Source organism: Klebsiella terrigena (genome assembly GCF_006539725.1).
GTDB classification, from domain to species: domain Bacteria; phylum Pseudomonadota; class Gammaproteobacteria; order Enterobacterales; family Enterobacteriaceae; genus Klebsiella; species Klebsiella terrigena.
Genome location: NZ_BJNO01000017.1, coordinates 1 through 20,628, shown reverse-complemented (window position 1 = coordinate 20,628; position 20,628 = coordinate 1). Strand labels below are relative to the sequence as shown.

The following is a 20,628-nucleotide window of genomic DNA, read 5'->3' as shown; positions in this document are numbered from 1 at the left end:
ATTACAACTTCACCAAACCACTAAAGCCCATAAATGCCAGCGACATTAAACCTGCCGTCACCAGCGCAATGGCGTTACCGCGAAACGGCGCCGGGACGTCAGCAACCACCAGACGCTCGCGAATGGCGGCAAACAGCACCATTACCAGAGAGAAGCCGACCGCCGCCGCAAAACCGTACAGCGCGGACTGCAAAAAATTATGCCCAAGGTTAATATTCAGCAGCGCAACGCCGAGCACGGCGCAGTTGGTGGTGATCAGCGGCAGGAAGATACCCAGCAGGCGGTACAGCGCCGGGCTGGTTTTGCGCACCACCATTTCGGTGAACTGTACGACCACCGCAATGACCAGAATAAAAGCCAGCGTGCGTAAATAGACCAGATTCAGCGGAATAAGAATCCAGGTATCAATCAACCAGGCGCAGATAGAGGCCAGGGTCATCACAAACGTGGTGGCCAGCCCCATTCCCATGGCGGTCTCCAGCTTTTTGGAAACCCCCATAAACGGACACAGTCCAAGAAACTTCACCAGCACGAAGTTGTTAACGAGGACGGTACCAATAAAGAGCAGTAAATAATCAGCCATCAATTCGACCTGAAACGGAAAAAGCCGCCTATTATCGAATAAAACGATACCGGCGACAACAGGTTAACTGTGGGGTTATTACGGATTGACGAAGGTCCGCTTAACCCGTTCGGAGCGCTTGAAGTAAGGAACCAGCAGCGCGGCAGCAAGAAGAGGGAACAGCAGCTGGCGCAGGGCCAGAACGTCCGATATTGGCGAAAAGGCAAAAGCTTTAATCGCCAACAGCAGAGAGATCAGCAGCCAGATAATATAGTGCTTCGGCACCACCTTCCGCCGTTTGAAAAAGGCCAGCGTCAGCCACAGGGTGTAGTACCACATGGCGACGGCGAACAGCAGGGATGCAATCCACAGGATAAGATTCCCGGCGCTCATTGCGCTCAGCAAGGAGAACGTTTGGGGCGCCATGAGCGCGTTGGCAAAGATAAGCAGCGATAGCGAAGCGCTTAACAGCGCAACCAGTAGCCACGCAAGCGGCCCCAGCAGCCATCCGCCAATTCGTTCTGCAGAGTCAGAGGACATACTTTCTCCCGGATTTAACGCCAGTGAAATACCCGTTGAGCGTCAGGCTGCGCGCGCATGCCTGAGCAAGCGTCTGTACATTCGCGCTGCTCGCCCGGCGGGCCGGCGCTCAACCTGTTCAGGTACGGATCAAAATCAAGGGCGGGAGTATAAGCAACTGGCGTGCTTCAGAACAGTTTTTATTGCACGTAACGCCAGACGGACTTGGGAACCTGGCCAATATCGAACAGTTTACCGCCAGAAACCAGCTCGGCCCGGCGATGGTCAGCGGCGCGGTACATATTAACAATCTCTTCGTTATCGGTCAGGGAGTAGTTAAGGTGGTCAAAAAGCTTTTCCAGACTTTCCAGCGAGCTGATTTTACGAAATTTTAATAAATAGTCCTGAACGGTCATTTGCGTATCCATTTTATAATCGGAATAAATATGAGCCTGTCCCATTAGGTTATTTGATTTGCCATTTTGGCCCAGGGCCGTGCTCACATCCTCACGCACTTCGCGCGCGCGCTGCGGTTGTTCCACGCTCCCGGTATCACAAACAGCGGCACCGTTACCCGGCGGGATCGCCTCTAAGTCGAATATTACCAACTTTCAGTAAACCTGCTCTAAACCAGCGGCACCTTATTAACGGTGCCTGGGCGGAATTATTTCGGTTGTAAATACTAAAGACAAGAACTGATTACATTCCTGGTGTAGTAACAAGAAATTTAAGAATATTCTAGCGCTGAATCAGGCGCCGGACGGCGCCTGGAGGAGAAGATTAACGCTGTTGACCGCGGCTGGCAATAACGTTTTGATACCAAAAATAGCTCTTTTTCCGTTTGCGGGCGAGCCCCTGCTGATGGTCGACAAAAACGAAGCCGTACTGTTTCTGATAGCCGTTCAGCCAGCTCAGCAGGTCGATAAATGACCAGGGATAATAGCCGCGTACGTCGGCGCCGGCGTCGATCGCTTTTTCCAGCGCACTAATGTGGGCACTGAGGTAGTCGATACGCGGATCGTCGACAATTTCGCCGTCAATAATCGGATCTTTGGCGCCCAGGCCGTTTTCGGTGATGTAAATCGGAATATCACCGTAGCGCTCCTTGATCATCATAATGCCGTCCGTTAACCCCTGGGGCCAAATTTCCCAGCCCCATTCGGTATAGGTGCTTTGCGGATTACGCACGAAGTGGAACAGCCCCTCAACGCCAGGCTCGCCGCCGCTTAATCCTTCCTGCGGATGGGCTGAAACGGTTTCGCGGCGATAGTAGTTCAGGCCGATAAAATCGCTGTGGTTTTCACGCAGCAGCGCGTCATCGCCGGGGGCAAAGCGCGGCACGCCCCACAGCGCCTGGGTTTGCTGCAGCAGCCCTTCGGGATAGGTGCCTTTTAATACCGGATCGTACAGCCAGTGGGTATGGATAGCGTCAGCCATCTCGGTCGCCAGGCGATCCTCTTCGCTATCGGTGAGCGGCGTATGCGGCTGCAGAACGTTGACGAAGCCAATCTCACCCTTAATACCCATTTCACGAAACGCTTTAATCGCCATCGCGTGGGCCACAAAGACGTGGTGACAGGCCTGAATGGCGCGGGCCGGATCGCGCACCGCCGGCGGATGGCAGCCGTTAATGTAGCCATGACCAATAAAAACGATGGTCTCGTTAAAGGTGGCCCACAGCTTGACCCGAGAACCGAAACGCGCGTAGCACAGGCGCGCGTATTCGGCGAAGGCCTCCGCCGTGCTGCGGGCTTCCCAGCCGCCCTCATCCTGAAGCGCCTGCGGCAGATCCCAATGGTACAGCGTGATCATCGGCTCGATATTGTGCGCCAGCAGCTCGTCGATCAGATCGCTATAAAACTGAACGCCGGCTTCGTTGACCTCGCCGCGGCCGCCGGGCAGCAGGCGCGGCCAGGAGATGGAAAAACGGTAGCTCTGCAGGCCCATTTCGGCCATCAGCGCGACGTCTTCGCGAAAGCGGTGGTAGTGATCGACGGCGACGTCGCCGTTGGTTCCCTGGAAAGTAGCGCCCGGCTGGTGAGAGTAGATGTCCCAGATCGACGGCCCTTTCCCGTCGGCATCGTGGCCGCCCTCAACCTGATAGGCTGCGGTAGCGGCGCCCCATAGAAAATTTTGCGGAAATGCGGCCATGAGAAAAGCTCCTTAGCAAATGATAAGGAGAGTGTAATAAAGGGTTATACGGAGATGCAACCGGTTTCAGAAACCGGTTGCATACTTGCGAAGCGGGTCACTCTTTAGCGTTAACGCTATTTTGTCTGCACAACATTAGCGGGAGGCGGGGATTGGTAGTTATCAATGTGATGCGCGATAACCAAAAGCAGGGCCGAAACGCCAAGAACAACCCAACCTATAAGCTCTACAATTCTGCTGAAAACGGCTGCCATAATTCTGCTATTGAAAGTTAAAACAGAGCTAAATGTTACTAAATGCCGCGAACAACGCAAGTATTAGCTGGCGAAGTTTTCACGACTGGTGCAAGAGTGAGCGGTCGACAATGCATAAGCAAAGCTAATAAGACGTTTGGGTCTTATAGTTATGGTGACCCCCCGAACTTTTCGCCAGAGAGGTTGCAAGATGAGTGACAATATTCGCGTCGCAATAATCGGCTACGGGTACGCCAGTAAAACGTTCCATGCGCCGCTGATAAGCGGTACACCGGGAATGACGCTTGCCGCGGTGTCGAGTAGCGATGAAGGTAAGGTGCGGATCGATTGGCCAGCGGTGTCGGTTGTGGCCGAACCCCGCCAGCTGTTCGACGACCCCAACATCGACCTGATCGTGATCCCTACGCCGAACGATACCCACTTTCCGCTGGCAAAAGCCGCGCTGGAGGCGGGAAAGCACGTGGTGGTGGATAAACCCTTTACCGTGACACTGTCACAGGCTCGGGAGCTGGATGCCGTTGCCAGAAGCCGGGGACGGCTGCTTTCGGTGTTCCACAACCGCCGCTGGGACAGCGATTTTTTGACCGTTAAATCATTGATTAACGAAGGGCTGCTGGGGGAAGTCTGCTATTTCGAATCGCACTTCGACCGCTATCGTCCCCGGATACGCGACCGCTGGCGGGAGCGGGGCGGCCCGGGGAGCGGGATCTGGTTCGATCTTGGCCCCCATCTTCTCGATCAGGCGATCTGCCTGTTTGGCCTGCCGGTCAGCATGACCGTTGATCTCGCCCAGCTGCGCCCGGGGGCGCAGTCTACCGACTATTTCCATGCGGTGCTGGTTTACCCGCAGCGCCGGGTGATCCTCCACGCTACTCTGCTGGCGGCGGCGGAAACGGCGCGCTTTATCGTGCACGGATCGCGGGGAAGCTATATCAAATACGGTCTCGACCCGCAGGAAGAGCGGCTAAAAAACGGCGAGCGCCTTCCGCAGGAGGACTGGGGATACGATATGCGCGATGGAATTCTGACGCGCGTTGACGGAGAAGATCGCAGCGAGGAGAGCTGGCTAACGCTGCCCGGCCATTACCCGGCGTACTATGCCGCCATTCGCGATGCGCTCAACGGGAATGGGGAGAATCCGGTACCGGCGAGCCAGGCTATTCAGATTATGGAGCTGATTGAGCTGGGGATTGAGTCAGCAAAGCATCGGGCGACGCTATGTCTGATTTAACAGGCCTGATTTAACAGGTCTGATTTAAGATGAGACGCCCGGCAGGATTGCTGCCGGGCAGGAACCTAGACGCGCTGCACGCGCTGGATCAGTACCGCTTTTTCCTCTGCGCTGAGGAAGGCGAGCGCCAGACCGTTGATTTGCGCCTGGCGGATTTGCTCGCGGCTGAGGCCCGCAGCCGGGGCGGCAACGTTATATTCATGAATAATATCGACGCCCTGTACCGCCGGATCGTCGGTGTTAATCGAGGCCAGCACGCCGTGCTCGAGGAAGGTTTTTAACGGATGCTCGGCCAGCGACGCGACGGTGCTGGTCTGAATATTCGAAGTCAGGCAGGATTCAATCCCGATACGCTGCTCGGCTAAAAAGTCCATCAGCGCCGGATCCTGCACAGCCTTGACCCCGTGGCCGATACGCTCAGCGCCCAGCTCACGAATGGCCTGCCAGATGCTTTCCGGGCCAGCGGCTTCTCCGGCGTGGACGGTAATGCGCCAGCCGGCGTCGCGGGCCTGGGTGAAGTGTTGCATAAACAGGGTACCCGGGAAGCCGAGCTCATCACCGGCCAGGTCGAGCGCGGTTATACCGTCGCGATGGGCAAGCAGCGCGTCAAGCTCCTGCTGGCAGGCGGCCTCGCCGAAGGTGCGGCTCATAATACCAATCAGCCGCGCTTCAACGTTAAAGTCGCGGCTCCCGTCGCGCACGCCGGCAATGACCGCCTCAACCACGCCGTCGACCGGCAGCTGGTGGGTCATCGCCATGTAGCGCGGGGAAAAGCGCAGCTCAACGTAGTGCAGGCCGTTGCGCGCCGCGTCTTCTACGTTTTCATACGCGACGCGACGGCACGCTTCCAGCGAGGCGAGCACCTTTACGCCCCAGTCAAGCTTGGCAAGGAAGCTCACCAGATCGGGTTCGTTGCTGGTGACCTGGACATGCGGACGAAGGGTATCGAGGGTGGTTGCCGGGAGCGCGATGTTAAACTGGCGGCCAAGATCGAGAATCGTTTGGGCCCGGATGTTGCCGTCAAGATGGCGATGAATGTCGGTTAATGGCAAAGTTGAATCAATCATGGTCGCACTCATTTTTTAGTAAAAGTGCACATCATTATACAACAGGGTTATAACTGTTTAAAAGTATTGAAAAAAATCCTGTCTATACAAGCATCTGGCGGCGCTGCGGGAACCGCTGGCGCTGTTTAAGATCCCGCATTGCGATTTTGTCCCCGCCTTTGCCGCGCGTCTATCTCTGCCTGCGCGCATTTTCAGCAATCGCGGTGCCGGTGAGGGCGTTGACAGCATGTCCGGGAATATGGTTGTATTGTACAACTATGTTGTCAGGGCGGTTTTATGAATACTGAAATGCAGATCGTTGAAGAGATACGCGTGGCTTCCCGGCAGATGGTGCGGGAGCTCGGATTCATGAACAACACTCTGGCCGCGAGCCCATACTCCCCCTCGATAGTGCATACTCTGCTCGAAGTGCATGCGCAGGGCCTAATGACGGCGGCGCAGCTGGTGCAGATTCTGGGGCTTGAGAAGTCCAGCGTCAGCCGCATGTTGGCAAAACTGGTCAGCGCCAACGAGCTGGAAGAGGTGCCGTCGACGGAGGATGCAAGGGTCAAACACCTGGGCCTGACGGCAAAAGGCCGGGAAACGGTGGCGAAAATTAATCAGTACGGTAGCGAACGGGTGATCGCCGCGCTGAAAAAAATGAATCCCCATCAGCAGCAGACCGTGTCACAAGGGCTTAAACACTACGCCAGTGCCCTGGCCGCCTGTCGTGAAAACAGCGAGATCGCTGCCCGGGATTCGCTTGAAATTATTACCGGCTATCACCCCGGCACCATCGGGCGCATCGCGGAAATGCACGGTAGCTACTATGCCAGAGAGCACAATTTTGGCGTTTTCTTTGAATCCAAAGTTGCCGCGGGCCTGGCTGATTTTGCGGGCCGTCTGGATAAAGCCTGTAATCAGATATGGCTGGCCGTGTTGAACGGGCGCATCGTGGGCTCTGTGGCGATTGACGGCGAGGATCTCGGCAACGGTGAAGCGCATCTGCGCTGGTTCATTCTCGATGATGGATGCCGCGGCAGCGGCGCGGGCAGAAAACTTATCGCCGAAGCGATGAGGTTCTGTGAAGAGAGCGGCTTCAGTTCCGTTCAGCTCTGGACCTTCAATAAGCTTGCGGCCGCGCGTCGGCTATATGAATCGTTTGGCTTTACGCTGGTCAAAGAGTGGCAGGGCGATCAGTGGGGAAGCCTCATCATCGAGCAGCAGTTTACCTGCCAGTTGCGCTAAATATTCACGGCTTCTCGGTGGGGACAGAAAATAATGCTTGCTATCAATGGTTATCTATGTGATCAATAGCAGGTCGGTTTGGTACACAGAACCAATAAAGCGGTTTAGTAAAGCAGTCCTCATCTCAAGCGTTATTCCTAAATAATCCTTTTTTCGAGCCTCCTTATCGTTATTAATTAATTTCTGTGATGCGAACTTTTCGCCGCAAGGCTTTGAACATTGGGATAATACTTATGTCTGGTAAGATGATTGGTTTAGTAAAATGGTTTAATGAAGGTAAAGGTTTTGGCTTTATTTCTCCAGTAGACGGCAGCAAAGATGTTTTCGTACATTTTTCTGCGCTGCAGGGTGATGGCTTTAAAACTTTATTTGAAGGGCAGAAGGTCGAATTTACTATCGAGAGCGGTGCCAAAGGCCCTGCTGCCGGTAATGTCGTTCTGCGCGACTAATTAATTTCGCGTTTTTATGAATCTGCGATAACGATGACGGTGTAATCCCGAGTAGTCAGATTGATAAAAAATGCGTGCGGTTGAGCTAAGTCGGCAGTATCTGCTGGCTTTAATCGATGCGGTAGATTGGTTTTTGTCTGAAATTTCAGCAGACTGAATGCCGTATGTTGTACTGTAGCGTGAAGAGTTCTGTGGGCTGATGCAACTTAATCATCACCCTGAGCTAACGTACGTAAAAGGAGTGACCGCCTCCTGAAACAGGACACTGTTTTACATTGTGTAAATTTTTGTATTTCGTACGCCTGCGGGCAAATTAAAAACTAACAACATCCAAAATAATCGCTGATAAAGTAACATGGTTTGATCTGAAGTGATTTTCAGATTTATCGTTAAGAAATAATGACAATGATGTCTTTCTTTTACCAACCATTCGAACAGTGATTTCCGCTGTCATTGAAGGTCAAGAAGAACCTTCAGTTAAATATGGCTAAATGCCCCTGCGGTAGTGAATGTTGTAGCAAATAAAAGGCTAACATCATGACTGACCACATTCATTTCAGGTGCCCATGCTGCCATGGGTCACAGTACAGAACATCAAACTATGATGTATCTGAAAGCAATCCATTCGGTGCGAAATGTATCTTTTGTAAATCTTCAATGATTACATTTGATAATATTGCCCCCTATATTTCGGCAAAAGCCGCCGTATCTGGATTACGCAATTAATCAAAAGGCCCCGCAAGGGGTCTTTTAACATCAGTGCGACGGTGCCAGGTTCTACCACGGCAGGATTCAAATGCTCGCTGGGCGCTTATGCTCGCGCATCTGACAGTCTTCAGTGCGAACCGCAACCGTACATCTAGCCCCGGCCATCGCCGGGGTTTTGCTATTTTAGCGCTCAGCGTCGGCCGCGCCGCAGAGCGCGTGGGCCAACGGCAGCCTGCCGTCCGCGCTCATAGCAAAACGCTATTAATCATAGTGAATCAGTATTTAATTTTGGCGATGATATTTTCTATAGTTCCAGGTGCTACTTTTCCTGCAATGACTGGCAGGCTATTTTAAAAAGGACTCCGGGACTATGGTATTCACGCTAAAAAAATTTGCTGTTTCGCTGGCCGTTGTCGGCTCGCTGCTGCTGACCGCCTGCGGCCCCGCGGGAGGGGATCCTAATCATATCAAGGTGGGGATCAGCGCCGGTATTGACCAGCAGGTGTGGTCGGTGGTGCAAAAGGTGGCGAAAGAGAAGTACAACCTCGACGTCGAAGTGGTGACCTTTAACGACTTCGTCCTGCCGAACGAGGCGCTCAATAATGGCGATCTCGACATCAACGCTTTTCAGCATAAGCCGTATCTGGATAAGCAGATTCAGGAGCGCGGCTATAAGCTGGTAGCGGTGGGGAATACCTTCGTTTACCCCATCGCCGCCTATTCGAAGCAGATTACCGCTATCGACCAGCTGCCGGACGGCGCGCAGGTTGCCGTGCCGAACGATCCGACTAACCTTGGCCGTTCGCTGCTTCTGCTGCAAAAGCAGGGGCTGATTACTCTTAAAGAGGGCACCGGCCTGCTGCCGACGGCGTTGGATATCGTCAACAATCCGAAGCGCTTAAAAATTGTTGAGATTGAGGCCCCGCAGCTGACGCGCGCGCTGGACGACAGGCAAATATCCCTCGCGATTATCAACACCACGTTTTCCAGCCAGGTCGGACTCTCGCCGAGCCGTAACGGGCTGTTTGTCGAAGACAGGCACTCGCCGTACGTCAATATTTTTGCCAGCCGCATCGATAATAAAGACAGCGAGAAGGTGAAAAATTTGGTCAAGGCGTATCAAACCGATGAGGTGGCGGCGGCTGCAGAGGAGCTGTATAAAGGCGATGCGGTTAAAGGCTGGTAATCTCTTTTTCGGTATCAGGGCCACGCCCTGATACCGAATGTCGCTTATTTATTGAGCATTTTATTGTAGACAAAAAAGTCCGTATCGCGCACGAAACCGTTGCGTTCGTACAGCGCCTGCGCCGGAGCGTTGTCGGTGGCGGTACTGAGCATGATAAAGGCGGAATCTGTTTCCTTCGCCAGCTGCTCGGCGCGCTCGATTAGCTTCTGCGCGACGCCGTGCTTGCGCGATTTGCCGTCGACGAAGAGATCGTACAGCAACCAGATCCTCTTCATTTCTAATGAGCAGAACAGCGGATAGAGCTGTGCAAAGCCGGCGGGCTGGCCGTCAACTTCCGCGAAAAAAATAACCGATTCATTCAGCTCTAAACGTTTGAGAATAAACTCACGGGCCTGTACCGGCTGGGCTTCTACCTGATAAAAATTACGATAGGCTAGATACAGCGGCAGAATTTTATCGACATCCTGGGGCTGGGCCTGAAATATGTTCATTACGTACCTCACGCTAAAAAGTAGGCTAATTGTATTACAAATAGCTTTCAGGTAAACCGCAAGGGAACGGGGACGGGCCGCTGTACGGCGAGGTTGCCGCACGCGTGGCGTCTTATTGACGTCCGTTCGCCAGGCGAATTACCCTGCGGGCGAAATAATGCGTGGGAATCACGATCGAAATCATATCGTAGCCAAAAAATAGCCGCTTATCCTTCTGGCCTCGCTGCTTTGTTGGCCGAACGGCAGGCCGGCGGCCTGCCGTTTTTACCGACCTATTTCTGAATCAGATAGCGGATGGTCGGCCCGTCCTGCTGAATATCCAGAACGGTGTAGCCGTAGTTTTTCGCATCGTGCGGAATATTGTTGATCGACTGCGGGCAATCGCTGACCACTTCGAGAATTTCCCCCTTCTTCAAGGACGGCATTGCTTCAAGCGTCGCGACAGCAGGATAGGGGCAGGGCTCGCCGACCATATCGAGGCGGTAATCAGGAACGATAGTTTTCATGCGGTGTCCTTAGCGCCGGCAAGGGCGGCGGATTTTTGACGGAAAAAGCGTTTTTCCCAGGCAATGACCAGCATCAGGGCGATAAACAGCAGGAGATAGGTGACCAGCAGGCCGCCGAAGGGACCGAAGGTGGTCAACAGATTGACCTTATCCCAGCGGGTGGCCAGCGCTGGTGACAGGTCGTCCCAGAAGTAGGCCAGAATGGTTGAACCGATAACGTTGCCCAGACCGACCCACCAGTAGTGAACCTGGCCTTCAACGGCGCGATACATCCAGCCGGTTTCACAGCCTCCGGCGAGAACAATGCCAAAACCGAACAGCAGACCGCCGATGACCGCATTGGGGCCGGCCCACATGATTTTCGGTTCCATTCCGAGCTGCACGTAGCTAAAGATACCGATTGCGCTGGCGGCCATGCCGAAAATAATGGCTTTGGCCATATAGGTCCGGCCGGTTATCCACATATCGCGAAACGCCGAGGTGAAGCAGATCTGCGCCCGTTCGATAAGCAGGCCAAAACCGACGCCAAAGAGCATGGCCAGTCCCAGCTTCGGCCGGTCGACCGCGGTAAGCAGACCCCAGGCTATCATGGCGAAAAAGACCAGCATGCCGAGACGAAAACGGCGCCGGGCCTGCTGAGGCTTTTGGGTTAACGGCGAAGCAGTGGAGACTTTCTGCATCCTGACCGGAATGCGAAAAATGGGCAGCAGGGTGAAGCGGGCGCCAAACCAGGTGCCGATAGCGGTGGCGATAGCGAAAAACCAGGCGTGCAGTGAGAACTGGGGGATCCCGGTGAAAAAGGCCGCCAGATTACAGCCCATCGCCAGACGGGCGCCAAAGCCGGCAATAATACCACCAGCGACGGCCTGGATAATGCGGATTCGGCTACGCGGCATGCGCAGCTTAACGTTATTTGCCCACAGCGCGGCGGCAAAACAGCCGCCGAACATGCCGATAATCATCATTCCGTCGATGCGGGTTAACGGCGTCCCCTCAAGATGGATGAGCTTATAGTAGCCCCACTGCTCGCTGTGCACGCCGGCAAGCTGCAGCAGCTGTCCGCCCCAGCGGGTAAATTCGCCGGTAACGGCCCAGAAGGTGCCGGTAATACCAAAGTAATAAGTCGAAAGAATACCTGCGGCAATAACCGCCGGAGCGGGTGCCCAGAATTTAATCAGGTAGGTTTGTTTGAACTGCTGCCATGTCATAGAAATGCCTCTGAACTCAGAAGGTAAATCACCCCCGACGGGGTTTAAGAGCAGGGGATAATACGCTGGTGGTCATGACAAAACGCTCGACGGGATCAAAAGGCCTATTTTTCCTGCGCACAATTAGCGCCCGCGGGATAAAGCAAATATGTCATTCAGGCTACCGTTTTATGACCAAATCATTAACCTTGCCAAGGTGGCTAAAATAGCGAAAGATGACCGCGTTCGGGCCCGAATACTGCTCAATGAGATCCTGAGGGATATATGAGTCGAGACGTTACGTTAAAAATGTTAAAGCCCGATTTTGATATGGAAGTGTCCGGGTTGGTTTATGGCTATCTGTTCCGTGAAGGTAACGCGCCGCGAAAAATATCCTCGAATGAGGTCTGCGCCGAATATCATGAGCTGGTGGGCGAAAATGATTTCGTCTGGCTGCACCTCAACCTGAATCATGCCACAGCCGAAAAATGGCTGATGGCGCATTTTCCCGTCGACGACTTCTTCTTTGAGGAGATCCGCGATGGTTCCCACACCACGCGCATCGAACGCCAGGGCGACAGCCTGTTTGCCGTCCTCAACGACGTGCTGTTTAACCCCAAAGAGACCACCTCCGAAACATCAACGCTGTGGCTCTACTGCAGCCAGAAGCTGGTGGTGACGGCGCGCTATAAGCCGCTGCGCTTTATTGAGTGGATGCTGCCGCGGCTGGCAGCGCTAAAGGTAAGCTCCTCTACCGAGCTGCTGGCCTTTTTGCTGGAAGAGCAGGAGGAGGTGCTGGAGCAGGTGGTCAGGCAGGCCAGCCGCCACGTTGATGCCATCGAAGAGCGGCTGCTCAGCAACCACGTTCAGCGCAACCGTGCCGATCTGGCGCGCCTGCGCCGCATGCTGCTGCGCTTTCAGCGCCTGCTGGCGCCGGAACCGGCGGCGATGTTCCGTCTGCTGAATCGCCCTCCGGCATGGATTGACCGGGCGGTAGTTCAGGAGTTTCGCCAGTTCACTGAGGAGTTTACCGTGGTGCTGAATGATTTATCCGGCCTGATCGAGCGGATTAGCCTGCTTCAGGAAGAGATTACCGCCAGGCAAATGGAGCAAAGCAACCGCACGCTGTATACCCTGACGGTGATTACCGTTCTGGCGTTGCCGATTAACATCGTGGCCGGCTTCTTTGGCATGAACGTCGGCGGCATCCCGCTGTCGGCCAACCATCATGGCTTTATGCTGCTGGTGCTCATCGTCGGTATCTTTACGGTCGGCGCCGGGTATCTGGCCTTTCGGCGACGGGACGATCTTTAGGCGTCAGCTATTATTTTCGGTAGAAGACCGCGGCGTCGGCCTGCGCTACCTTATTGCGAGGGATTATCAATAAGGAGTTAAGGGATGACGAGACTCGGCGCAATGCTGGCCCCGTGCCTGCTGTTGCTTCTGCTGTCGGGCTGCGCGACCGACGGCGTTAAAAAACCATTATCACAGCCGAAGCTGCTGAAAAAGAGTGAACCCGTCTATCCCGTCGTGGCTTCCGCCAACCGTCTGACGGGCTACGTCCGGGTTGTCTATGATGTCAACGCGCAGGGCAAAATTGAGGAGCTGCGGATTGTGGACTCACAGCCCCGCTATCTGTTTGATGAGGCGGTGGTGAGGGCGATGGCGCAGTGGGAGTTCGAGAAGAATAAACCGTACAACAACATGGAGATGCGCTTTCGCTTCAGCTTCTTGCCGGTCAATCCACAGGGCCAGTGAGGGCGGGTGAATGCGCGTTACGCAGCGGCCCCGCGTAACGCACAGTCTTAGGTTAGCGAGCGCAGGGCGGCAATCAACCCCTGAACCCCTCTCTCAAGCTTGACCCGCGGACACCCGGCGTTGAGGCGCACAAACCCCACGCCCTCCTCGCCGTAGGTCGAACCCGGCATGATGGCAATCTTTTGCTCGTGGATTAACGCCTGCTGCAGGGCGCTGTCGTCAACCTTGAGCGCCCGCAGGTCAATCCACGCCAGATAGGTCGCCTCCGGCGGCTGCCAGTTCAGCTGCGGGAAAGCCTGATTCAGCTCGCGGGCAATATAGCGCAGATTTTCCTGCAGATAGGCCCGCAGCGCGTCCAGCCAGCCGGCGCCTTCGCGATAGGCGGCAATATGGGCAACCAGCGCCGGGACGCAGGGCGAGGAGAGGCCATCCCGCGATTTCAGCGCGTTGAGGTAGCCCTCGCGGGTAGTAACGTCGTCAATCAGGCCATAGGCGCCGGTCAGCGCCGGAATATTGAAGCTTTTCGACGCCGAGGTAAACAGCGCCCACGGGCCGCGGGCGACGTCGCACCACGGCGTATGCCGGTGGTTTTCCCAGGTCATATCCATATGGATTTCGTCGCTGATAACCTTGACGCCGTGCTTTTCGCAGAGCTGGGCCATCGTCGCCAGCTCGTCGCGGCTCCACACCTTGCCGGTGGGATTATGCGGGCTGCAGAGCAGCAGGATTTTATTGCGCGGCTCGGCCAGCGCCCGCTCCAGCTCGGCCATATCGCAGCGCCACTGGCCGTGGTGAGCGACGAGCGGGACCGGGACCAGCCGGCGCTGGTTGCCGGCAATGGTCTTATAGAAAGCATCGTAGGCCGGCGTATGCACCACCACGCCGTCGCCGACCTCGGACCACTGGCGGAGGGTTTCCGCCACCATATAAATCACCGATGGTCCGTAGACGATGGCATCGCTCTCGACAGGGCTCTGAAAACGGCTGGCGAACCAGTGGCTAACGGCGCCGAGGAACTCGTCGTTTTTCCAGCGGCTGTAGCCAAAAACGCCGTGGGCCAGGCGCTGGCTGACGGCGTCAAGAATGCAGGGCGCGGTGGCAAAATCCATGTCGGAGATGGTAAAGGGCAGCAGGTCGGCGGTGCCGAAGCGGTCGGCGACGTAATCCCACTGCGTACACCAGGTACCGTGGCGATCGACGGGCGTTGAGAAATCAAACATCGGAACTTCCTTTATCTGAAACCCCCTCCTGGCGGGAGGGGGCGCGGCGTTTATGCCTGGACGGTATTCATCAGGACGCTCATCTCATCCTTCACCGACTGGACCTGCGGCCCAATGACCACCTGGAGATTATGCTGATTAAGCTGAACGACGCCAATGGCGCGGTTGGCCTTCAGCGCGGCGGCGTCGACTTTGCTCATGTCGCTGACCGACAGGCGCAGGCGGGTAATGCAGTTATCCAGGGAGGTGATGTTCTCTGCGCCGCCCAGCGCGGCAAGGATAGCGGGCACGTTATAGCCGGACTTGCCGACGCTACCGGCGGTGGCTTTCTCAAAGGCGGCGCTGTTTTCGATATCGCGACCCGGCGTTTTGAGGTTAAAGCGGGTGATGGCGAAGCGGAAGATGCCGTAGTACACCGCGAACCAAACGGCGGCGACCACCGGAACCAGATACCACTTGGTCGAGAGCCCGTGCAGGATGCCGAAGACCACGAAATCAATCACGTTGCCGTCGGTATTGCCGATGGTTACCCCGAGCACCGCCATGATGGTGAAGCCGAGACCGGTCAGCAGGGCGTGGATGAGGTACAGCGCCGGAGCGACGAACAGGAACAGGAACTCCAGCGGCTCGGTGGTACCGCCAATAACGCAGGCAATGACGCCGGAGATCAGCAGACCCTTAATTTTGTGGCGATTTTCCGGGCGTGCGCAGTGGTACATCGCCAGCGCCGCGCCCGGCAGGCCGCCGAGGAACGCCGGCATTTTACCCTGGGAGAGGAAGCGGGTGGCGCTTTCGGAGAAACCGTGGGTTTCCGGACAGCTCAGCTGGGCCTGGAAGATAGTCAGCGCGCCGCTGACGCTGTGGCCGCAGACGTCCATGGTGCCGCCCGCTTCGGTAAAGCGGATCAGCGCCACCAGAATATGCTGCAGGCCGAAGGGCAGCAGCAGGCGCTCGCCGGTGCCGAAAATCATCGGGCCAAAGTTGCCCGCGCTGTTAATGACGTTGCCCAGCGCGTTGATACCCATCGCAAAGATCGGCCAGACCAGCGGGATGGCGAGGCCGACCAGCCCCATCACCACGGTCGTCGCAATAGGCACAAAGCGGGTACCGCCGAAGAAGGCGAGCGCATCCGGCAGGCGGATATTGTGAAAACGCTCGTGCAGCATCCAGATAATAATCCCGGCGATCACCGCGCCGAGGATCCCGGTATCGATCGACTGAATGCCGATAACGTTCTGGATATTGTTGGCTTTAAGAATGGCCGCATCGGTGGTTGGCAGAATGCCTTTCGCCGTCAGCCAGAAGTTGACCGCAAGGTTCATTACCGCATAGCCGACGAAGCCGGCAAAGGCGGCGACGCCTTTATTTTCGCGCGCCAGGCCCAGCGGAATGGCGATACAGAACATCACCGGCAGGAAGCTGAAGGCGAAAGAACCGATCTTGCTCATCCAGACGAACACCGCCTGCAGCAGCGGGGTATTGAGCCACGGCTGGAGGGTCAGTACATCATGGCTGCTTAGGGAGCTGCCGATGCCCAGCATGATCCCACAGAATGAGAGCAGGGCCACGGGTAGCATAAAGGTTTTCCCTAACTGCTGGAAAAATTCCCACAACGTAATTTTTGGGGCTGTTTTCGCCGTCATAACACGAATCCTGCTGCTGAGGTTATTGGTAGGATGTAACGTCACGGAAAGATAAAACGTTTTACCAATTTTTAGTGCGATAAAAATCACATAATCACGCGATAATAACGTTTATAAAGGTCACTCATTGATAAAACGTTTTATCGACAGCCACAGGGAGTCGGTTGCAGGCATGGCTATCGCAAGAAAGATCACCATTAACGATGTGGCCCAGGCCGCGGGCGTTTCGGTCAGTACGGTGTCGCTGGTGCTGAGCGGCAAAGGCCGCATCTCGTCCGCCACCGGCGAACGCGTCAATCAGGCCATTGAGCACCTGGGCTTTGTCCGTAACCGCCAGGCGGCCTCGCTGCGCGGCGGGCAGAGCGACGTGATTGGCCTCATCGTCAGCGACCTCTCGAAGCCCTTCTACGCGGAGCTTACCGCGGGGCTGACGGACGCTCTCGAATCCGCAGGCAAGATGGTCTTCCTCACCCAGGGCGGGCGTCGGGGCGAAAAAATGCTCCAGCGTTTTGAAACCCTGGTGTCGCAAGGGGTCGACGGGGTGATTATTGCCGGGGCTATCGACCAGGGCGGCGAGCTGCGCGACCGGGCGGCAGAGGTCGGCATGCCGCTGGTGTTTGCCTCCCGGGCCAGCTACCTCGAGGATATTGATTTAATCCGCCCGGATAATATGCAGGCCGCGCAGATGGTCACCGAGCATCTTATCCGCCGCGGGCATCAGCGTATTGCCTGGCTGGGCGGGCAAAGCTCGTCGTTAACCCGCGCCGAGCGGGTGGGCGGCTACTGCGCGACGCTGCTGAAGTATGGCCTGCCGTTTCATAGCGAATGGGTGGTGGAGTGCGAGTCGAGCCAGAAGCTGGCGGCGGAGGCGATGGCTTCACTACTGCGGCAAAATCCGACCATCACCGCGGTGCTGTGCTACAACAGCGTCATCGCCACCGGCGCGTGGTTTGGCCTGATGCGGGCAGGGCGCCAGAGCGGTGAAGACAGCGTGGAAAGCTATTTTGAGCAGCGGATTGCGCTGGCGGCGTTCGCCGAAGTGCCGGAGGCCGCGCTGGATGACGTGCCGTTAACCTGGGTGACCACGCCGGCGCGAGAGATGGGCAAAAGCCTCGCCGGGTGTATTCTGCGTCGTCTTGAAAAGGGGCCGGAGTCCGCGCGCAACCAAATCATGCCGCCGCGGCTGGTGACCAGAAAATAGCCCTCCGAAGAGGGCTATTTCGCGTCTTACTGCTGCGGCGTCACCGGCGGAACCAGCTCTTCCGGCTCTGCGCTCTGCGGCGCGGAATCTGGCGCCGCGGGAACCGACAGGCCGAACATTCCGGCGAACTCATCCAGCGGCATTTTCTGTCCGTTCAGGGTGACCTGGCCTTCGGCATACTGCAGGCTGGAGGTGATGGCGTTATTCTCCATGGCGGTGATGCGGAACATCTGTCCCATAGCCGCCAGGCCTTTGACCTGCTGATCGGCAAGCTTCGCTGCGTCAGCCGGCTGATAGCCTTCCAGACCCGCAATCTGGGTCATAAATTCGGTCGCCATCTCTACCGGAACGACCAGCTTGCCGTCCAGAGACTTCACGCTGCGGTCAATCTCGTCGGCCAGGGTTTGCGCCGGTGCGGTAACCACGGTCGGATCTTTCAGTAAAATGGAGAGATTAAAGGTGCTTTCGCCCTTCGCGTTGCGCCAGCTCAGCGGGGCGATGGTCAGCGACGGGTTGCCTTTCAGCAGCACCGGCAGCGCCTTAAAGAAGGTCTCGGTCAGCGCCTGCTGGTAAAGCTCAGGGTTCTGCGCCAGCTCCGGCTTCGCCATCAGCGCCTGCGCTTCGCTATTGTACTGCTGGCTAAACTGGTGCCACGCCTGGCCGTCGAGATTATCCAGCTTCACGGTCAGCCTGCCGCTACCCAGATCCTTATTTTGCAGCTTGAGGCTGTTAACGGTGTAATCAAGCTGGCTGTTGATGCCCTTGCCGTCTTCGGTCAGCGTCGATTTGCCGTCGATATTCATCCCTTCCAGCAGGGCCAGCTCTTTGCCTTCGACGCCAATCGCCAGCTTCTCAAGCGACACTTTTTGCTTGCCGATGCGCTCGTTAAAGCTGGTCATCTCGGTGGCGCCGTCGGTTTTCAGATTGCTGAAGTTCAGCTGCACTTTCTGATTGTACTCGTTGACCGCGTTGATCTGGCCGCTGCCCGCTTCACCGGTCAGCGCGATGGCCTTGCCGTCACGATCGGCATTGAGCTGGAACTGGCCGCCGCTAAAGGTGACCTTTTCGTCGCCTTTACTGTAATCCAGGGGCTTAAGATCGATAGCCGACCGGCTGTCGCCGCTGTAGGCAATCAGGGTGTCAATGGTAAACGGCGTGCTGCCTTTAGCGATATCAAACAGCGCCTTACTGGCTTCGTTGTTGACCAGGGTGGTTTTGACCGACGCCATCGACGGGCCAAAGTGGCCGCTCTTCAGCGCCGCCAGCGGGAACGGCCCGTGGCTGACGACTTCGTCAAAAACCAGGGGCTGTCCGGCGGCGAGCCAGCTGCTCTCTTTGCCCGCGGCCGGCTTCACAACCAGCTGCAGGTGGCTGCTGAACAGGCCGCGCTGATAGTTCTGCCAGCCCAGCTCCAGCCCGGCTTCCGGGGCGCTGTTTTGTAGCTGAGCATTGGCCTGCTGTACCACCTCGGCGATCCGGCTTTCCAGCTGCTTGCCCGTATACCAGGAGCCTCCGGTCCAGACCACGCCCAGAGCCACGATAATTCCTGCTGCGACCAGCGATTTCTTCATAGTATTTGTCCATAAATAAAACCAGGCGCAAGAAGCCGCCTGGTTGTGCTGTCATGATGGGTCAAAGTCTAGCAAGAGCGGCTAAAAACTTCAGTAACTTACGGGAGCTTATTAAAGACGCGCGCCAGACGGCCGCTGCCGCTTACCGCAACCGGCGATTCATCGCTGGCAATAAACGCCGACTCGCCGGGCTTCAGGGTCAGAGACTGCTCGCCTTTGCGGATCGTCGCTTCGCCTTCGACGCAGAAAATAATCGCCGCGCTCTGCTGGGCGAGAGTGGACTCCTGTGCCGACAGCGCGTGCAGGGAGAAGGCAAAGTCATCGACCGGGATGGGGAAGTCCAGCTCGGCACCGTGCTGCTGCGGCTGCGTCAACAGCTCGGCGGCCGGTTTGGCTTCGAACTTAACGTTGGCAACCAGCTCCGGAATATCGATGTACTTCGGCGTCAGGCCGGCGCGCAGCACGTTATCCGAGTTGGCCATCACTTCCAGCGCCACGCCCTGCAGGTACGCGTGCGGCGTTTCCGCAAACAGGAACATGGCATCGCCAGGGTTCAGCTTCACCACGTTGAGCAGCAGGGGAGAGAACAGGCCGCTATCGTCCGGATAGAACTCGGCGATCAGGCGAATGGTCTGCCACGGTTCGCCCTGTTCGGCGTCGAGCGCCGACTGCAGGACGCTTAAGGCGTGAGATTTTTCTTCGCCCTGCATATTCAGCAGGCTGGCGAACAGCTGGCTTAAGCGTTCAGCATCCGGGCTGCTGAGGAACTCGCCGATCGCCGGATGGGCGCTGGCAACCGGCTGCAGAAGCGCGGCGATTTCGGCAAATTCGCGGAAGGCGTTCATGGCCAGGAACGGCGTCAGGGCAAATACCAGCTCCGGCTTGTGGTTCGGATCCTTGTAGTTGCGCTCTGCGGCATCAAGTGGGATCCCGGCGGCATTCTCTTTGGCAAAGCCGATTTCAGAGGCCTGCTTATTCGGGTGCACCTGAATCGACAGCGGCTGGGCGGCGCACAGCACTTTAAACAGGAACGGCAGCTCGCCGAAGCGCTCGGCGACCTTGCTGCCGAGCAGGCTGGCTTTATCGCTCTCGATAAATTCGCGCAGCGAGCGCGGGCTGCCGCTGGCATCGAGGATCTGTGAACTACTTTTCGGGTGCGCGCCCATCCACAGCTCCGCCATCGGCAGATTGTTGGGGTTAGCGATGCCATAAAGTTCGGTTAATGCGGTGTGACTTCCCCAGGCATAGTTCTGTACTGAGTTAATGAGCTTCTGCATTCTCAATCCCTGTTTCCACTTGATAGTTATCGCTCTATTAAACCAGTAAACGCCTGAGAATCAACTGCTGAAAGAAAAAGTCGACCTTGTCTCAGTTTTTGTTAAAAAATTGTGTAAAATCGATCGACTCGCTTTTCTACAGGAAAATGGAGTGTCTGCCTGAAATATAATCAGCCAAGCAGTAAGTGAGAGCACAATGTCGAATAAACCGTTTGTTTATCAGGATCCTTTTCCCCTCAAAAAGGATGACACCGAGTATTATCTCCTCAGCAGTGACTACGTCTCCGTTAGCGAATTCGCCGGCCAGGAAGTCCTTAAAGTTGAACCCCAGGCGCTAACCCTGCTGGCCCAGCATGCCTTCCACGACGCCTCCTTTATGCTGCGCCCGGCGCATCAGCAGCAGGTGGCCGATATCCTCAG

General features: G+C 56.2%; 21 protein-coding genes and 1 pseudogene. 9 read left to right on the top strand and 13 right to left on the bottom strand.

Annotation, left to right across the window (positions count from 1 at the left end):
• Nucleotide 1 precedes the first annotated feature (1 nt).
• The 5 genes from rsxA to blr all read right to left on the bottom strand — a co-directional run bounded on the left by rsxA (nt 2) and on the right by blr (nt 3,486).
• Nucleotides 2–583, bottom strand: coding sequence for an electron transport complex subunit RsxA (gene rsxA, locus RTE01_RS17925; protein ID WP_025710820.1), 582 nt, complete (start codon nt 581–583; stop codon nt 2–4).
• A gap of 78 nt (nt 584–661) precedes the next feature.
• Complete coding sequence (locus RTE01_RS17920) at nt 662–1,102, bottom strand: DUF2569 domain-containing protein (protein ID WP_045858531.1); 441 nt, start codon at nt 1,100–1,102, stop codon at nt 662–664.
• A gap of 179 nt (nt 1,103–1,281) precedes the next feature.
• The gene (gene ydgT, locus RTE01_RS17915; protein WP_041147653.1) at nt 1,282–1,497 is read right to left on the bottom strand and encodes a transcription modulator YdgT; all 216 of its coding nucleotides are present in this window, start codon (nt 1,495–1,497) and stop codon (nt 1,282–1,284) included.
• A gap of 364 nt (nt 1,498–1,861) precedes the next feature.
• Entirely contained in the window at nt 1,862–3,232 is a 1,371-nt protein-coding gene (locus RTE01_RS17910) for a GH1 family beta-glucosidase (protein WP_115192559.1), read from the bottom strand.
• Nucleotides 3,233–3,348: 116 nt separating this feature from the next.
• On the bottom strand, nt 3,349–3,486 hold the full coding sequence (gene blr, locus RTE01_RS17905; RefSeq protein ID WP_071844930.1) for a division septum protein Blr: 138 nt from the start codon (nt 3,484–3,486) through the stop codon (nt 3,349–3,351).
• Between the two features lie 190 nt (nt 3,487–3,676).
• Between blr and RTE01_RS17900 the strand changes: the two genes are divergently transcribed.
• Entirely contained in the window at nt 3,677–4,717 is a 1,041-nt protein-coding gene (locus RTE01_RS17900; RefSeq protein WP_134526317.1) for an oxidoreductase, read from the top strand.
• A 65-nt stretch (nt 4,718–4,782) separates the two neighbouring features.
• Here the strand turns inward: RTE01_RS17900 and add are convergent, their stop codons facing one another.
• Complete coding sequence (gene add, locus RTE01_RS17895; protein ID WP_141335239.1) at nt 4,783–5,784, bottom strand: adenosine deaminase; 1,002 nt, start codon at nt 5,782–5,784, stop codon at nt 4,783–4,785.
• Between the two features lie 276 nt (nt 5,785–6,060).
• On the opposite strand from add, the gene RTE01_RS17890 reads away from it, so the two are divergent.
• From RTE01_RS17890 to RTE01_RS17875, 4 genes are all read left to right on the top strand, one after another.
• On the top strand, nt 6,061–7,011 hold the full coding sequence (locus RTE01_RS17890; RefSeq protein WP_141335237.1) for a bifunctional helix-turn-helix transcriptional regulator/GNAT family N-acetyltransferase: 951 nt from the start codon (nt 6,061–6,063) through the stop codon (nt 7,009–7,011).
• Nucleotides 7,012–7,244: 233 nt separating this feature from the next.
• Entirely contained in the window at nt 7,245–7,460 is a 216-nt protein-coding gene (cspA, locus tag RTE01_RS17885) for an RNA chaperone/antiterminator CspA (RefSeq protein WP_041145816.1), read from the top strand.
• Nucleotides 7,461–7,997: 537 nt separating this feature from the next.
• The gene (gene ymcF / locus RTE01_RS17880; protein ID WP_071844929.1) at nt 7,998–8,186 is read left to right on the top strand and encodes a cold shock small protein YmcF; all 189 of its coding nucleotides are present in this window, start codon (nt 7,998–8,000) and stop codon (nt 8,184–8,186) included.
• A gap of 352 nt (nt 8,187–8,538) precedes the next feature.
• Nucleotides 8,539–9,354 carry a MetQ/NlpA family lipoprotein gene (locus RTE01_RS17875; protein WP_115192562.1) on the top strand — a complete coding sequence of 272 codons (816 nt, stop codon included), beginning with the start codon at nt 8,539–8,541 and terminating at the stop codon, nt 9,352–9,354.
• A gap of 44 nt (nt 9,355–9,398) precedes the next feature.
• Here the strand turns inward: RTE01_RS17875 and RTE01_RS17870 are convergent, their stop codons facing one another.
• From RTE01_RS17870 to yedE, 3 genes are all read right to left on the bottom strand, one after another.
• Nucleotides 9,399–9,845 (bottom strand): GNAT family N-acetyltransferase, encoded by a 447-nt coding sequence (locus RTE01_RS17870; protein WP_134526314.1) that lies wholly within the window; start codon nt 9,843–9,845, stop codon nt 9,399–9,401.
• A 272-nt stretch (nt 9,846–10,117) separates the two neighbouring features.
• Nucleotides 10,118–10,351, bottom strand: a complete 234-nt coding sequence (gene yedF, locus RTE01_RS17865; protein WP_041145813.1) for a sulfurtransferase-like selenium metabolism protein YedF — start codon at nt 10,349–10,351, stop codon at nt 10,118–10,120.
• A complete protein-coding gene (yedE, locus tag RTE01_RS17860; protein WP_141335235.1) occupies nt 10,348–11,559 on the bottom strand; it encodes a selenium metabolism membrane protein YedE/FdhT in 1,212 nt (403 codons plus the stop codon). Before yedE ends, yedF begins: the two co-directional genes overlap by 4 nt.
• A gap of 264 nt (nt 11,560–11,823) precedes the next feature.
• Between yedE and RTE01_RS17855 the strand changes: the two genes are divergently transcribed.
• Complete coding sequence (locus tag RTE01_RS17855) at nt 11,824–12,852, top strand: CorA family divalent cation transporter (RefSeq protein ID WP_141335233.1); 1,029 nt, start codon at nt 11,824–11,826, stop codon at nt 12,850–12,852.
• Between the two features lie 84 nt (nt 12,853–12,936).
• Nucleotides 12,937–13,296, top strand: coding sequence for a TonB family protein (locus tag RTE01_RS17850; protein ID WP_071844928.1), 360 nt, complete (start codon nt 12,937–12,939; stop codon nt 13,294–13,296).
• 47 nt (nt 13,297–13,343) lie between these two features.
• Here RTE01_RS17850 and RTE01_RS17845 read toward each other — a convergent pair whose 3' ends face one another.
• Together RTE01_RS17845 and malX are read right to left on the bottom strand one after the other, a co-directional pair.
• Complete coding sequence (locus RTE01_RS17845) at nt 13,344–14,516, bottom strand: MalY/PatB family protein (protein WP_041145810.1); 1,173 nt, start codon at nt 14,514–14,516, stop codon at nt 13,344–13,346.
• Nucleotides 14,517–14,566: 50 nt separating this feature from the next.
• The gene (gene malX / locus RTE01_RS17840; protein WP_041145809.1) at nt 14,567–16,159 is read right to left on the bottom strand and encodes a maltose/glucose-specific PTS transporter subunit IIBC; all 1,593 of its coding nucleotides are present in this window, start codon (nt 16,157–16,159) and stop codon (nt 14,567–14,569) included.
• Between the two features lie 172 nt (nt 16,160–16,331).
• Here malX and RTE01_RS17835 point away from each other — a divergent pair, with 172 nt between their 5' ends.
• A complete protein-coding gene (locus tag RTE01_RS17835; RefSeq protein WP_041145808.1) occupies nt 16,332–17,360 on the top strand; it encodes a Mal regulon transcriptional regulator MalI in 1,029 nt (342 codons plus the stop codon).
• Nucleotides 17,361–17,386: 26 nt separating this feature from the next.
• Here the strand turns inward: RTE01_RS17835 and RTE01_RS17830 are convergent, their stop codons facing one another.
• Both RTE01_RS17830 and manA read right to left on the bottom strand, forming a co-directional pair.
• The gene (locus RTE01_RS17830; RefSeq protein WP_115192567.1) at nt 17,387–18,931 is read right to left on the bottom strand and encodes a YdgA family protein; all 1,545 of its coding nucleotides are present in this window, start codon (nt 18,929–18,931) and stop codon (nt 17,387–17,389) included.
• A gap of 98 nt (nt 18,932–19,029) precedes the next feature.
• Nucleotides 19,030–20,208: a mannose-6-phosphate isomerase gene (gene manA / locus RTE01_RS17825; RefSeq protein ID WP_115192568.1), complete on the bottom strand. Its 1,179-nt coding sequence runs from the start codon at nt 20,206–20,208 to the stop codon at nt 19,030–19,032.
• A 196-nt stretch (nt 20,209–20,404) separates the two neighbouring features.
• On the opposite strand from manA, the pseudogene RTE01_RS17820 reads away from it, so the two are divergent.
• Nucleotides 20,405–20,628: pseudogene (locus tag RTE01_RS17820) on the top strand (fumarate hydratase); the annotation flags it as partial.

Bases quoted from the DNA above. Each gene is read 5' to 3' on its own strand.
- ymcF (WP_071844929.1), top strand. From the start codon at position 7,998: ATGACTGACCACATTCATTTCAGGTGCCCATGCTGCCATGGGTCACAG.
- rsxA (WP_025710820.1), bottom strand. From the start codon at position 583: ATGGCTGATTATTTACTGCTCTTTATTGGTACCGTCCTCGTTAACAAC.
- RTE01_RS17900 (WP_134526317.1), top strand. From the start codon at position 3,677: ATGAGTGACAATATTCGCGTCGCAATAATCGGCTACGGGTACGCCAGT.
- blr (WP_071844930.1), bottom strand. From the start codon at position 3,486: ATGGCAGCCGTTTTCAGCAGAATTGTAGAGCTTATAGGTTGGGTTGTT.
- RTE01_RS17850 (WP_071844928.1), top strand. From the start codon at position 12,937: ATGACGAGACTCGGCGCAATGCTGGCCCCGTGCCTGCTGTTGCTTCTG.
- RTE01_RS17890 (WP_141335237.1), top strand. From the start codon at position 6,061: ATGAATACTGAAATGCAGATCGTTGAAGAGATACGCGTGGCTTCCCGG.
- RTE01_RS17875 (WP_115192562.1), top strand. From the start codon at position 8,539: ATGGTATTCACGCTAAAAAAATTTGCTGTTTCGCTGGCCGTTGTCGGC.
- add (WP_141335239.1), bottom strand. From the start codon at position 5,784: ATGATTGATTCAACTTTGCCATTAACCGACATTCATCGCCATCTTGAC.
- ydgT (WP_041147653.1), bottom strand. From the start codon at position 1,497: ATGACCGTTCAGGACTATTTATTAAAATTTCGTAAAATCAGCTCGCTG.
- malX (WP_041145809.1), bottom strand. From the start codon at position 16,159: ATGACGGCGAAAACAGCCCCAAAAATTACGTTGTGGGAATTTTTCCAG.
- yedE (WP_141335235.1), bottom strand. From the start codon at position 11,559: ATGACATGGCAGCAGTTCAAACAAACCTACCTGATTAAATTCTGGGCA.
- RTE01_RS17910 (WP_115192559.1), bottom strand. From the start codon at position 3,232: ATGGCCGCATTTCCGCAAAATTTTCTATGGGGCGCCGCTACCGCAGCC.
- cspA (WP_041145816.1), top strand. From the start codon at position 7,245: ATGTCTGGTAAGATGATTGGTTTAGTAAAATGGTTTAATGAAGGTAAA.
- RTE01_RS17870 (WP_134526314.1), bottom strand. From the start codon at position 9,845: ATGAACATATTTCAGGCCCAGCCCCAGGATGTCGATAAAATTCTGCCG.
- RTE01_RS17835 (WP_041145808.1), top strand. From the start codon at position 16,332: ATGGCTATCGCAAGAAAGATCACCATTAACGATGTGGCCCAGGCCGCG.
- RTE01_RS17830 (WP_115192567.1), bottom strand. From the start codon at position 18,931: ATGAAGAAATCGCTGGTCGCAGCAGGAATTATCGTGGCTCTGGGCGTG.
- RTE01_RS17845 (WP_041145810.1), bottom strand. From the start codon at position 14,516: ATGTTTGATTTCTCAACGCCCGTCGATCGCCACGGTACCTGGTGTACG.
- manA (WP_115192568.1), bottom strand. From the start codon at position 20,208: ATGCAGAAGCTCATTAACTCAGTACAGAACTATGCCTGGGGAAGTCAC.
- RTE01_RS17920 (WP_045858531.1), bottom strand. From the start codon at position 1,102: ATGTCCTCTGACTCTGCAGAACGAATTGGCGGATGGCTGCTGGGGCCG.
- RTE01_RS17855 (WP_141335233.1), top strand. From the start codon at position 11,824: ATGAGTCGAGACGTTACGTTAAAAATGTTAAAGCCCGATTTTGATATG.
- yedF (WP_041145813.1), bottom strand. From the start codon at position 10,351: ATGAAAACTATCGTTCCTGATTACCGCCTCGATATGGTCGGCGAGCCC.